Origin of the sequence: Staphylococcus sp. GDB9P120P, assembly GCF_017893435.1 — a bacterium.
In the GTDB taxonomy this organism is placed as follows: Bacteria; Bacillota; Bacilli; order Staphylococcales; family Staphylococcaceae; genus Staphylococcus; species Staphylococcus cohnii.
In genome coordinates this window covers 1,004,956-1,017,251 of record NZ_JAESNB010000008.1, presented here as the reverse complement: position 1 = coordinate 1,017,251, position 12,296 = coordinate 1,004,956, and the positions used below count along the sequence as shown (strand labels likewise).

The 12,296-nt window shown below is 28.6% G+C and carries 14 protein-coding genes; 11 read left to right on the top strand and 3 right to left on the bottom strand.

What is annotated here, in order from left to right; all coding sequences use genetic code 11:
* On the bottom strand, window positions 1-369 hold the full coding sequence (locus KA856_RS10140; protein ID WP_107386506.1) for a VOC family protein: 369 nt from the start codon (window positions 367-369) through the stop codon (window positions 1-3).
* Window positions 370-647: 278 nt separating this feature from the next.
* Between KA856_RS10140 and KA856_RS10135 the strand changes: the two genes are divergently transcribed.
* Window positions 648-1,085, top strand: a complete 438-nt coding sequence (locus KA856_RS10135) for a GNAT family N-acetyltransferase (RefSeq protein WP_107386505.1) — start codon at window positions 648-650, stop codon at window positions 1,083-1,085.
* Window positions 1,086-1,170: 85 nt separating this feature from the next.
* On the opposite strand, the gene KA856_RS10130 is transcribed toward KA856_RS10135, so the two are convergent.
* A complete protein-coding gene (locus KA856_RS10130; RefSeq protein ID WP_107386504.1) occupies window positions 1,171-1,761 on the bottom strand; it encodes a hypothetical protein in 591 nt (196 codons plus the stop codon).
* 329 nt (window positions 1,762-2,090) lie between these two features.
* Here KA856_RS10130 and KA856_RS10125 point away from each other — a divergent pair, with 329 nt between their 5' ends.
* Genes KA856_RS10125 through KA856_RS10115 form a run of 3 tightly spaced genes read left to right on the top strand, consistent with a single transcriptional unit; the run spans window position 2,091 to window position 3,278 of the window.
* Window positions 2,091-2,372, top strand: a complete 282-nt coding sequence (locus KA856_RS10125; RefSeq protein ID WP_192945697.1) for a GNAT family N-acetyltransferase — start codon at window positions 2,091-2,093, stop codon at window positions 2,370-2,372.
* A 24-nt stretch (window positions 2,373-2,396) separates the two neighbouring features.
* Window positions 2,397-2,816 carry a FosB/FosD family fosfomycin resistance bacillithiol transferase gene (gene fosB, locus KA856_RS10120; protein WP_107386502.1) on the top strand — a complete coding sequence of 140 codons (420 nt, stop codon included), beginning with the start codon at window positions 2,397-2,399 and terminating at the stop codon, window positions 2,814-2,816.
* Window positions 2,817-2,828: 12 nt separating this feature from the next.
* Window positions 2,829-3,278: a GNAT family N-acetyltransferase gene (locus KA856_RS10115; RefSeq protein WP_107386501.1), complete on the top strand. Its 450-nt coding sequence runs from the start codon at window positions 2,829-2,831 to the stop codon at window positions 3,276-3,278.
* 391 nt (window positions 3,279-3,669) lie between these two features.
* Here the strand turns inward: KA856_RS10115 and KA856_RS10110 are convergent, their stop codons facing one another.
* Window positions 3,670-4,221, bottom strand: a complete 552-nt coding sequence (locus tag KA856_RS10110) for an Ltp family lipoprotein (RefSeq protein ID WP_107386500.1) — start codon at window positions 4,219-4,221, stop codon at window positions 3,670-3,672.
* A 540-nt stretch (window positions 4,222-4,761) separates the two neighbouring features.
* On the opposite strand from KA856_RS10110, the gene KA856_RS10105 reads away from it, so the two are divergent.
* The 7 genes from KA856_RS10105 (at window position 4,762) to KA856_RS10075 (ending at window position 12,105) form a co-directional block, all read left to right on the top strand.
* A complete protein-coding gene (locus KA856_RS10105; RefSeq protein ID WP_107385064.1) occupies window positions 4,762-4,980 on the top strand; it encodes a hypothetical protein in 219 nt (72 codons plus the stop codon).
* 828 nt (window positions 4,981-5,808) lie between these two features.
* Window positions 5,809-6,213 (top strand): phosphate-starvation-inducible PsiE family protein, encoded by a 405-nt coding sequence (locus KA856_RS10100; protein WP_107523733.1) that lies wholly within the window; start codon window positions 5,809-5,811, stop codon window positions 6,211-6,213.
* A 510-nt stretch (window positions 6,214-6,723) separates the two neighbouring features.
* Window positions 6,724-7,107 carry a YxeA family protein gene (locus tag KA856_RS10095; RefSeq protein WP_107505350.1) on the top strand — a complete coding sequence of 128 codons (384 nt, stop codon included), beginning with the start codon at window positions 6,724-6,726 and terminating at the stop codon, window positions 7,105-7,107.
* A gap of 312 nt (window positions 7,108-7,419) precedes the next feature.
* On the top strand, window positions 7,420-7,899 hold the full coding sequence (gene isaB / locus KA856_RS10090) for an immunodominant staphylococcal antigen IsaB family protein (RefSeq protein ID WP_107386585.1): 480 nt from the start codon (window positions 7,420-7,422) through the stop codon (window positions 7,897-7,899).
* A gap of 944 nt (window positions 7,900-8,843) precedes the next feature.
* On the top strand, window positions 8,844-9,215 hold the full coding sequence (locus KA856_RS10085; RefSeq protein ID WP_107386583.1) for a VOC family protein: 372 nt from the start codon (window positions 8,844-8,846) through the stop codon (window positions 9,213-9,215).
* 181 nt (window positions 9,216-9,396) lie between these two features.
* A complete protein-coding gene (locus KA856_RS10080; RefSeq protein WP_107523651.1) occupies window positions 9,397-11,463 on the top strand; it encodes a heavy metal translocating P-type ATPase in 2,067 nt (688 codons plus the stop codon).
* Window positions 11,464-11,622: 159 nt separating this feature from the next.
* A complete protein-coding gene (locus KA856_RS10075; RefSeq protein ID WP_107385257.1) occupies window positions 11,623-12,105 on the top strand; it encodes a GNAT family N-acetyltransferase in 483 nt (160 codons plus the stop codon).
* Window positions 12,106-12,296 lie beyond the last annotated feature (191 nt).

The window sequence follows — 12,296 nt, the reverse complement described above, 5'->3', positions numbered from 1 at the left end:
CTAAAGCCATTCTAAAAATTCTAATCTATTACCAAAAGGATCCTTTAGATAAAATCGTTCTGCACCTTCTAGATTGTCGTCTTCTGTAACATCTATTTTTTTATCTATTAACTTTGTCTTTAGATCATTTATGTTTTTAACTTCAAATGCTGGGTGTGCTTTTTTGGCAGATGTAAAATCATTTTCTACGCCTATATGCAGTTGATGATTACCTACTTGAAACCATACACCACCTCTTTTAGCTAAATTTTCAGGTTTTTGAACTTCATGGAATCCTAATTTATTAGAATAAAATTCTCTAGCTATATCTTCTTGATTAGGTGGAGCTGCAACTTGTACATGGTCGATACCTTGAAAAGAATAAGTCACTTTAAATCCCACTTTTTGTATTTTAAATATAGCATTTTGTTGTTGTAAATTGGAATATTGTAGAGAAAAAATACAATTCGAAAAAGTGATGAAAAGCAATTAGATTTTGTTTTTTCGTTGAAATGAGGTTCTTATTGAGTCAAATTATATGAAATTTGTTTGAACAAGTTATTCTCCTAAATAGGTGAATATTTTTTCTTCATTTATGTTAGAATATTCTGTGAATTATAAATTTTTATCAAGTATTCTGTCAGCTATAGAAAAACGGAGGGATAACTATGAACATTAGAAAAATTCATACTGATGATTATAAGAATTGTGCTAAAAATTTAGTTTTAGCATATGCTGGGGAACCATGGCATAACAAATGGACTGAAAATGAAGCATTACTTAGAATTAAAGCAACAATGAGTGGGTTTAATTCAAGGGGATACATTATAGAAGAAAAGGGAAAAATAATAGCCATGTGTTTAGGTAGAATAGATTATTATTTTAGTGGTTTAAATCAATTTTGTATTGATGAATTCAATGTAGTACCGAATCAACAAAGATTAGGTATTGGTAAAAAATTAATAAGTTTTGTCTCCGATGTAATGAAACGTGATAATATAAATAATATTTTTCTAGTTACAGGTGGAGAACTAGCAACAAAATTTTATGAAAAAAATGGATTCATAAAAACGAATGACGGAATTATGATGGAACTTGAATTGTGATATAGAAAGAATATAATATTATTGAAGTTAAGTATAAAGTAAAATAAATAGGGCAGTGATGACTGCCCGTAATTTTATTTAATAGTTATTCGTTTGTTTTATGTGGTATAGCATCATCCATAGGTAAACCGGTGTCTGGGTCTAATTGGTCGTCTGAGTAATATTCATCGGATGGTTCTAGTAATCCAACATCGCCGTTTGGTATACCAGTGTAACCATTTTGTTTAGCTACTTTTGCATTTGCTTCCATTTTTTCTTGGTCGGTTGGTTCTTGTTGTACTGGTGCTTGCTGTGTAGGTTGTTCCTCAACAACAGGTTGCTGTTCTTGTGATTGTACAGGTTGCTGTTCTTGTGATTGTACAGGTTGTTGTTCCTGTGATTGAACTTGTTGTTGAGAATCCACTGGTGCTTGTTGTTCTTGTGACTGTACATTTTCTTGAGCAGTAGGTTGTTCTTGTTTATTTTCGTTTTCTGCTACTTGCTTAGTATCTTCGTTAGATTTTTCATCGTCAGATTTATCTTCTTTAGTATCGTCAGACTTCTTATCATTTTTCTTCTTGTCGTCTTTTTCAGATGATTTAGTTTCCTTTTTATCATCCAATCGGCTTTCTTCTTTATTCCCGCATGCTGCTAAAACTAAGAAACTGGCTAATAATAAAAATAAGACTTTTTTCATTTATACATCCCCTTAAAAGTAATTAATAACTTAAGTGTACTATACTTACAAAATAAAAGTTATAACAAAAAGTTAAGGTTAAACCTATTTATTATGAATATACTTATATTACATTTCGATAAAAAGGTTACGTAACATTATCTATTTAAAGTAGAGATTATTTTTGTGTTTATATATGTTAGAATATTCTGTGAATTATAAAAAGGATGTGCATTTATCATTGAATTTAAATTAGTAGAATTTCATTTACGTTATTGGGAACAAATTAATGAGTTGAATAAACTTGAGGGATGGCCAGAGCTTGTTGAAAGTAAAGATAACTACAAGAAATCTTTAGAAAATTTCATAACAATTGTTGCCGTGATAATTGTTATAATGTTATTGGTTTTATTAGAGGTCTAACAGATGACTATACTACTTTGTTTATTTGTGAATTACTTATAATGGAACAAAAAAGAGGTATGGGTATTGGTAATTCTTTGATAAATCATTTATATAAGCAGTATCAAAATACAAGAATAGATTTATTAGCAACCAAGCGTTCAGCAAAATTTTACGAAAAACAAGATTTTAGAATTTTTCATGGCTATAGAAAAAATTTTATTAACTAAATTTCAAGTATAAGGTGGTACTATATGATTCAATCTATAAATCACTTAACCTATTCAGTATCAGATATTAAACAATCTATTGTTTTCTATAAAGATATTTTAAAAGCTAACATTCTAGTAGAGGGTAATAAGACAGCTTATTTTACTTTAGGTGGACTATGGCTGGCATTGAATGAAGAAAAGGATATACCGAGAAACGAAATTCAATATTCCTATACGCATATGGCATTTACAATTGATGAAAGTGAATTTGAAGAATGGTATCAATGGTTAAAAGATAGAAATGTGAACATATTGAAAGGACGTACAAGAGATATAAGAGATAAGAAATCAATATACTTCACTGATCCAGACGGACACAAGTTAGAACTACATACAGGTACATTACAAAACAGGTTAGACTATTATAAAGAAGAAAAGCCACATATGAAATTTTATATATAAGTAGGTTATATTATGAATGTAGAAACAAGATTATTTGATGAACGTGACTTAAATAAAATCGATGAATTATTAGTTTTATATGAAGATTTAGGTTATCCAACAATAGCAGAGGATTTATTCAATCGTTTGAACAAGATATACAATCATGAAGATTATTATTTATTACTTTTAATAAAAGATGACGTGATAATTGGTTTAAGTGGTATGTGCAAAATGTTGTTCTATGAAAAAAATGGTGAATATATGCGTTTACTAGCGTTCGTTATTAATTCTAGTTATAGAGGGAAAGGCTATGGAACACTTTTATTAAAAGAGTCAGAAATGTTAGCAATTCAATTAGGATGCAAAACAATCACTTTAAATAGTGGTAATAGATTAGATAGAGATAATGCACATAGTTTTTATAAAAATAATGGGTTTGTGAACAGATCATCTGGTTTTTCAAAAAGTCTAAATTGTTAAAACTAGACCTGATATGAAAAAAGACTGTAAAGAAAGAATAGCTTTCACGTTTTTGAAGTATATTTGGAATTATCATAAATATTGAAAACCATTTTTATTGGATAGGTTTAGAAAAGTAGAAATGGATAAAAATATATTTGTTTTGTATAACATAAAGGAAGTAAATAATTTTAAATTAAAAATAAGACATATGAAGAAGATGAATTAAGTTGAATTAGTTTAATGTATATTATGAAAACAAAATAACTCAGCTAAATGAATAGGTGAGTTATTTTACGTGACATTTTAGTAATCTTAAAGGTAAAAGGTAATTAAAATGTTAAATTAAGTTATATAGAATTTCTCCATAAAAAAAGTAAAAATATATAGGGCAGTGTTAACTGCCCGAAAATTAATCTTCTAAATGATCTACAGCAAATTGTGCTTGTTCTTCTGTAAATTTATCACCTGCATCAGATATTAGTTGGTCATAAATTGCATCTTTAGACATACTTTGGTCATCTTGATATGATTTTGCTGATTCTAATGCATTTTTCTTGTAGTCTACTTTCAAATGATCAACTGCATATTGAGCATCTTCTTCTGAAAATTGATCTCCAGCATCAGATGTTAGTTGTTCGTAAATTCCATCTTTAGACATGTGCATTGTATCTGCATACGTTTTAGCTGAGTTTAATGCTGCTTTTTGTCCTTTAGATGCATTGTCATCTTTTTCAACTTCAGAATTTCCATTATTCAATCCTTTATCAACTTCATTAACCATAGTTGCAGAACATGCAGCAAAGATAATACCCATAATAATTATAAATGCTAGACAACCACCGCAGCCCCAAAACCATTTTTTCTTCTTCTTTTTCTTTTCGAGTTCTTTATACTCTTCGAACTGTTGTTTTTGCCTTTCTAATAATTCCTCATTTGTTAATTCTTTTGCTTCCTTTGACATAAGTGAATCCTCCTAAAGTTATAATATATATGAACAACAAAAGTCGTTATTCTGAATTATGATATTCAAACACACGTAAGGGAGTAAAATGAATTAAATAACCATTATGTAGTGTTCTAAATAATTCTTAAGTTACCGTAAAAAATTTTGGTGATACAATTTTTAAATTGGTTTTAAAATAAATTATTAACTTAATTGTACTATACCTAAAAAATAAAAGTGATAACAAAAAGTTATGATGATTATTATTTTTTGTGAAAATACTTATAGTTATATGTAAATCAAATACGATTATTGTAGATCAAACGAATAGCTTATATGTTTATACATTTTTGGATGCAACACAGACGAATGTTAGGAACATATATACTCAATGGCAAAGGCTTACGCTAAGCGTTATATCATTTGGAATTATTGGATGAATGTAACGGAAAAATTTAGAATTTTATTCACGGAGAACATTATATAAAGTATCTAATTTGCAATGCTAAGTAATTAGTTGGATAATTAATTTATAATACTTACACAGGGTGAATATAGATGGACGAAATTTTTGTTTTTAAAATAAAAACGAACGATGGAAATATGTTTCGTGAATATGTAGAAAATATTTGGCAAATTAGTGAAGCAGTGGCTTTGAAAAGGTTTGAAAAAGCGATTAAAAAGCATGAATACTTTTACTTAAAAGATAGTGGTAGATATATTAATGTGAGTAAAATTATTTCAATCGACGTAGAACTTTTGAATGACAACGTTTAATTTATATATAGTAGCATAGTTTATTAATTATCGGTGTGAAATATAAGTTGAATTATAAAAATGATTGAGAAATTTTGAAGAAACAGTAAAGTAAACAATTCATGTATTTAAGGAATTGAATATATTATGAGTAAACGAGTTTAAGTTATTTTTTAAATTTAACTTCAACTCCAATAAAAAGCTTTCATCTATGATGGTTGAGAGCTTATTTTTGTTTCAGGTGTTCGAAACGAGTTTTTCTTATATTTATGTCTATTGATTGGAGGGCAAGTGCATATGTGCTTGCTCTGTTTTTATAGTAAAAAGGGAAGCTATAATATTACATGCGAATAACTTAAGTTTCAAAATTTTTTGTGAGTATTTAATTTGAACAAGTGTCAAAGTTTATGATATCTTACGGTCTCGTAAATAGTACGGCAATAGGGACGACAGCAAGTGATTCTTAGTTAACTAACATAAATTATTTGTTTTTTTAAAATGATTTTAGTATATTCACTAAACGCAATATATTCATTGATATTTATAGTATATTGTATCTACATCATCCAAGCATCACATTGGTTGGTGGTTAATTTACAAAAACTTATTATGAATCTTGCATTGAATTTACAAATTTAATTTAAAATGAATATAAGTTAGAAGGTGATCGTACTATGAAATATAAAATAAAAAAGCTAATAAAAAAATATGCTGAAAATGGGAAGATGGAAAAGTTACTTCATAAAGTGAATGACAGTATAATGAAGAAAACTGGCAAAGATTATTCGAAATATATTAATAAATTTATAATAGAACTAAAAAAGTAGTATTGTAGAAAGGATACTTTAATTGAATGAATTTAATGAAAAAGTAGTTGGTTATTTTACAAAGCTGTTATTTTTATTATTAAATCTTTGCATAGCGTTATTAGCAATAATTTTAATAGTATTTTTATTTAAAGAAATTATCGAAATGATTAATAGCTTTTTAATAAATAAAACAGTTAAATATAATTATGTAGTAGAAAAAATGTTGGTAGCATTTATGCATATTGAGTTTATAATATTGATTATTCAATATTTCAAAAGAAATTATCATTTTTCATTACAGTTTTTTATTTATGTCGGAATAACAGCAGTTATAAGGTTTATTATAGTGGAACACTATAATGCAATAGAGACAATGATTTTATCTTTAACAATCGTTGTGTTAATCATAGCATTATATTTATTGAAAAAAACTTCATTAGATTAATCCAATAAAGTTTGGAAGAGATCAAGATTTGATTTCTTCTCAATCACACATATCATCAAAAACGTCTAACTATGTTAGGCGTTTTTTTGATGAAAATATATAGGATAGAGTTAGATGCCCGTAAAAGTATTAATTGATTGGTTTTACTTCATCTAGTATTTCATCCTATCTTTTTTCATTCGTTGTTCTTTCCATTTATGTTGCTCATTTATCCATTGTCCATGCGTTTTTTCTTCCTTAGGTGTTCTATAAACACCATTCCCTTCATAGTCATACTCTTGTGGTTCTTGTACTTTTGTAATCGGTTGTGGCTGTTCACGATTAGGTTGTTCTGTGTTATTTTGATGTGTTTTAGTTGATTTCCTTCATTTAATTATCATTTCCAAAAATAAATTAATAACATTTTATATTCAACTGAATTTTAAGTGAAAAAAGATAACAATATTGTAAGTACACTTAATTCATTTTGGTTGATAAAATAATTTTATATAACGAAAGGAATGATTATAAATGAAGAAGATATTGATTTTAATGCCAGTTGTAATACTAGCTTTAGCAATAATATTAATAGGAATGTATTTAGTATCAAATGGAAAAAAACAAGAAGGAGAAATAGCTGGTTTAATTGATCACATTAACCCCTTAGTTAAAAAGGAAAGCAGTTATGTAAAAACAAAAAAACCTGATGAATTTTTGGAATATGATAGAGTCAGTTACACACAAAAAGCTTATGATGAACAAGGCGAAAGTAGAAATCTTACTTTCACAGCCTCTCAAAGTTTAAAGCTAGATAAATATTTGAAAATAACGCATAAGGGAGCTCATGTAGCTACATATGAAGAAGTTAACAAACAGGATATACCTAAAAAAGCAATTGAAGAAATTGAAAAGTAAAAAATGATAATTTGATAACTCACTTTAAAGGGACTTTCAAACAGTTCCTTTATTTTTATTGATGAACATGAATTAGAATTCTATAGTAAGTTGTATTTTTACTATGGATAAGGCACATTTCAATTTTTCAGAAACGAATTACTTTGACCATGTTTATAGTAATTCTTCCTTTGTCTTCGACAAGTTCATATACAAAATTTAAATCTAATATCGTATCGACTTTAAGTAATAAATAATTGACTTTTTGTAATGCTAGTGTAATATTACAATTGAATCAACCAAGATTCAAAATTTTTACAGGGAGTGTTTAATATGAATAAAGTGTCAAAGATAATGTTATCTTGCGGCCTCGTATTTAGTACAGCAGTAGGTGCAGCAGCAATCGATTCACATCAATCACAAACCCAAGCAGCAGAAACGCCATATTATAACTATACAGGTTATACATCAGCAAATAGTGAATTTATTTTGGATCAAGATTTTATTAATGCAATTAAATACGGTAATTTAACAATTAATGGTTATAAAATTACAAATAGTGACGCAGAAACAGCTGAGATGGTAGATATATATGATCAATCGTTTCGTAAAACTGGCGAAAATAAAGCAGATGCTGTTACTTTTGATTTAGATGGTAAATCTGTTTCAAAAAATGATTTATTAACAGTATATGGTCCTTCAGAGGTAACCGACACACCAGCAGGACATATGTATGAACGTAATTATAACGGTACATCAGTTAAATTTTATGTAAATGATGGCTATGTAACCAAGGTACAAATTAATACTTAAAGTGAAATATAAAGGTAATACTAAACAATCCATCGAATTTAATAAATAATGTAGTTAATGAAAGTGTATTTTTATCACATATATGTCATTCTTAAATTTCTTAGCAGTGTGTACTTTATAAATGTACAAGTCAAAAAGTGATTAATAGAAAATAGGCAATGCTAGTGGTTCTTTTTATAAAACTAAATTTCTAATAAACAAACGCTCACCAATTGGTGGGCGTTTTTGTAATAAAAAAATTTTTAGTGTGACTCTAATAGGTTAAGAATATAATTATATACATAATTTTGGAAGTAAAGGTTTAAGCATGTTCTTTGAGAAAGAATTAATTTTTAATTATAAATTTAATATTAACAATTTTTATGCGTTGTAGTAAGAGGTAAGAACGTTTGTCTAAAATTCATTTGGCATATTAATCTTTCTGAGGTCTTAAAATATAAAAATAAAAAACCAAAAATATGATGATTGAGGGTGGTAAACTTATAGATATTGTTTTTAAAAATTCGTTGCCTATTAAAATCAATGTTTCGAAATTAGAAGCGTTCATAATTTTGTTAATTCCTGTTTCTGATGGTCTGATTAAAATTGTAATAAATGTTATTATCAAGAAAAAAACAGTAGAATATTTTACACTTTTTTTAAATCTCATAAAGCACCTCATTTGATATAGCGTATCGTGATAATGAAACATGTATGATAAATGTATTATTTGCTCATATTATATAATAATGATGTATATATGTCACAGTGTTATCGAATTTTATTATAAAAGCGTTGTAAAATCTAATTCTATATTATGTTACATAGAATTATACCTATTTTGAAGCCACCTTTAAAGGTGATTATTCACAATGAAAAGAAAATTATTTTAGCATAAATCGTTTATATGTATATTGTTTTGGTTATATTTAAGAAAGTCTGAAATTGGAAAGGTGTATTGTAAAATGGAGAAATTAAATCAGGTCATGTTATATGTAGATGATCAGTCAAAAGCTGTTGATTTTTGGAAAAATATTATGGAATTTGTCGTTTTATCAGAAGAAGCATTAGCAGAGGGATATAAAGCAGTAGAAATAGCACCCAATAATGAGGTCGAAACATCGATTTCTATTATGGAAAAAGCATTTATTAAAAAATATAGTCCAGAAGTTAATTTGGGTACACCATCACTTATGTTTAAAGCATCAAATTTCGATGAACTTTATGAAAAGTTAAAAGCTAAAGGCTTAACTGGACATGATATTATTGAAATGTCAGGAACTCGGGTATTTAATTTTCAAGATGGACAAGGTAACTATTTCGCCGTAAGTGAATAGCATTTATTATTTTCTTGAAATAAATAACTGCAGTCAATAGGACTGAAACCAAATCGATGAAATTCGTTTGGTTTTGGTCCTTTTTAATAATCGTAAGCATATTTATTATACCTTGTGGGGGTATATGTTATAATCATTAATGTTAAGAGAATAACGTTACACTCTATAAGGAGGATAAAACATGACAAATTCAAATAATCATGAATCACGCGATCATCATGATCATGGGATGCATGAGGAACATCATACACAGCATCATGAAGGACATGATATGCATGATCACCATGGACATCACCATGGCAATTTTAAGCGTAAATTTTTTATATCACTGTTATTTGCTATACCAATCGTCATTTTATCACCAATGATGGGAATAAAATTACCGTTTCAATTCTCATTTAATGGTTCCGATTGGATTGTATTAGTGCTTGCCACAGTGTTGTTTTTCTATGGTGGTAAACCTTTTTTAACTGGTGCCAAAGATGAACTTTTATCTAAAAAGCCTGGTATGATGATGCTTGTTGCGTTAGGTATTTCTGTAGCATATATTTATAGTTTATATGCATTTTATATGAACCATTTTAGCCATGCATCTGGTCATGTTATGGATTTCTTCTGGGAATTAGCTACATTAATATTGATTATGTTACTAGGACATTGGATTGAAATGAATGCAGTTGGTAATGCAGGTAATGCTTTGAAAAAAATGGCTGAACTTTTACCTAATAAAGCGATAAGAGTGATAGATTCGGAAGAAAAAGAAGAGGTTTCTATATCTGAAATTGCAGCGAATGATATTGTGGAAGTAAAAGCTGGAGAAAGCATACCGGCAGACGGAGTGATAACTCAAGGAAGTACCTCAGTAGATGAATCATTAGTAACAGGAGAATCTAAGCAAGTAATTAAAAATGAACAAGATGAAGTTATCGGTGGTTCAATTAATGGTTCAGGCACGGTACATGTCAAAGTAACTGCTACAGGAGAGAATGGTTATTTATCACAAGTGATGGGATTAGTAAATCAAGCACAAAATGATAAGTCTGATGCGGAATTATTATCAGATAAAGTAGCGGGTTATCTATTTTATTTTGCAGTAAGTGTTGGTTTAATAGCATTTATCGTGTGGATGCTTATCCATAATAATATAGATTTTGCTTTGGAAAGATTAGTGACGGTATTGGTTATAGCTTGTCCTCATGCACTGGGGTTAGCTATACCTCTAGTTACGGCGCGTTCTACTTCTATTGGCGCACATAATGGATTAATCATAAAAAATAGATCTTCTGTTGAATTAGCCCAACATATTGACTATATTATGATGGATAAAACAGGCACTTTAACAGAAGGTGATTTTTCAGTGAATCATTATGAAAGTTATATAGATCAAAGTGATAATGAAGCAATCTTATCTTTATTTGCTTCATTGGAAAGTAATTCCAATCATCCACTCGCTTTAGGTATCGTGACATTTGCTAAAAGTAAAGGTATCAAAATTAAAAATCCTCAAGAAGTTACCAATATACCAGGTGTTGGATTAGAAGGTGTAATTGAAAATCAAAAATATAAAATTACAAATGTAAGCTATTTAGAAAATAACAACTTGAAATATAATATCGAAGAATTTAAAAACCTTGCGAAACAAGGTAACTCAGTTAGCTTTTTAATTAATAACGAAGAAGTAATAGGAGTTATTGCACAAGGGGATAAAATTAAAGAAAGTTCAAGAAAAATGGTTTCAGATTTATTATCAAGAAATATTACGCCAGTGATGTTAACAGGAGATAATAATGAAGTTGCAACTACAGTGGCTAAAGAATTAGGTATTAATGATGTCCATGCACAATTATTACCTGAGGATAAAGAAAAAATTATTCAAGATTATCAAAATAATGGACATAAAGTAATGATGGTTGGTGACGGTATCAATGATGCACCTAGTTTAATTAGAGCGGATATAGGTATGGCTATTGGTGCTGGTACGGACGTTGCTGTTGAATCAGGAGACGTGATTCTTGTTAAAAGTACACCATCAGATATAATTCATTTCCTTTCACTTTCTAAAAATACTATGAGAAAAATGGTTCAAAATTTATGGTGGGGAGCTGGATATAACATTGTTGCTGTACCACTCGCAGCTGGTGTTTTAGCATTTTTAGGGTTAATATTATCTCCTGCTGTCGGAGCAATTTTGATGTCTTTAAGTACGGTTATTGTTGCAATTAATGCAATGACATTAAAATTGAAGTAGAACCACAAAAATTTTGAATGAACGCGTACGAATATAATGACTTGAATAAAGTGGAAAGACACAATCTTTTAAAGGTAAAGTGTTTGTTCCACTTTTTTTTAATTAGTAAACTAGAAATGAATTATGCTAAACTAGTGCTAATTAAAAAGGGGGTATGACATGTCGTTAAAACTGGAGCCTATGACGCAAAAAACTTTTGATGAAATTTATGAAAATAGCATTCATGAATATGCGCATGAACATATAAAAAGTGGTGATTGGGAAGCAGAAGGTGCCATTGAGAGGGCACGTTCAGATTTTGAAAAACTATTGCCTTATGGATTAGCTACTGAAAATCAGGATTTATTTTCTGTTAATTATTTGGATGAAATGATTGGATATTGTTGGTTACATTTTGAGGGGATTAAAAAGAAAACTAAATGTTTTATTTATGATGTACATATTTTTGACAGTTATAGAGGTCAAGGCTTAGGTGAAAAAACGATGCTTTGTATCGAAGATTATTGCCAAAAAAGAAATATACATCGTATTGGTTTACATGTGTTTGGTCACAACGAGAGGGCAGTATCCTTATACAATAAATTAGGGTTTCAAACTACTAATTATAGAATGGAAAAAGTGATAGGGAATGATACACATTAAAATAAAACGCTAATTTTTAAAAATTTATCAAAAGTTTTAAGTAGGGGAATTTAAAAATCGGTAATCTATGCAAATTGATAACGAAATATTTTTAGAATTAAGCAATTATTTTTAGATGTTTTAATGAATGTTGGTTGGCAATATAAATGAGGTTCAACCTCAACTTAGAATGATTCTATAGGTTTATTACC

Coding starts and splice junctions, on each gene's coding strand:
- KA856_RS10115 (WP_107386501.1), top strand. CDS start 2,829: ATGAATGTAGAAACAAGATTATTTGATGAACGTGACTTAAATAAAATC.
- KA856_RS10105 (WP_107385064.1), top strand. CDS start 4,762: ATGGACGAAATTTTTGTTTTTAAAATAAAAACGAACGATGGAAATATG.
- KA856_RS10135 (WP_107386505.1), top strand. CDS start 648: ATGAACATTAGAAAAATTCATACTGATGATTATAAGAATTGTGCTAAA.
- KA856_RS10110 (WP_107386500.1), bottom strand. CDS start 4,221: ATGTCAAAGGAAGCAAAAGAATTAACAAATGAGGAATTATTAGAAAGG.
- KA856_RS10095 (WP_107505350.1), top strand. CDS start 6,724: ATGAAGAAGATATTGATTTTAATGCCAGTTGTAATACTAGCTTTAGCA.
- KA856_RS10130 (WP_107386504.1), bottom strand. CDS start 1,761: ATGAAAAAAGTCTTATTTTTATTATTAGCCAGTTTCTTAGTTTTAGCA.
- KA856_RS10080 (WP_107523651.1), top strand. CDS start 9,397: ATGACAAATTCAAATAATCATGAATCACGCGATCATCATGATCATGGG.
- fosB (WP_107386502.1), top strand. CDS start 2,397: ATGATTCAATCTATAAATCACTTAACCTATTCAGTATCAGATATTAAA.
- KA856_RS10085 (WP_107386583.1), top strand. CDS start 8,844: ATGGAGAAATTAAATCAGGTCATGTTATATGTAGATGATCAGTCAAAA.
- isaB (WP_107386585.1), top strand. CDS start 7,420: ATGAATAAAGTGTCAAAGATAATGTTATCTTGCGGCCTCGTATTTAGT.
- KA856_RS10075 (WP_107385257.1), top strand. CDS start 11,623: ATGTCGTTAAAACTGGAGCCTATGACGCAAAAAACTTTTGATGAAATT.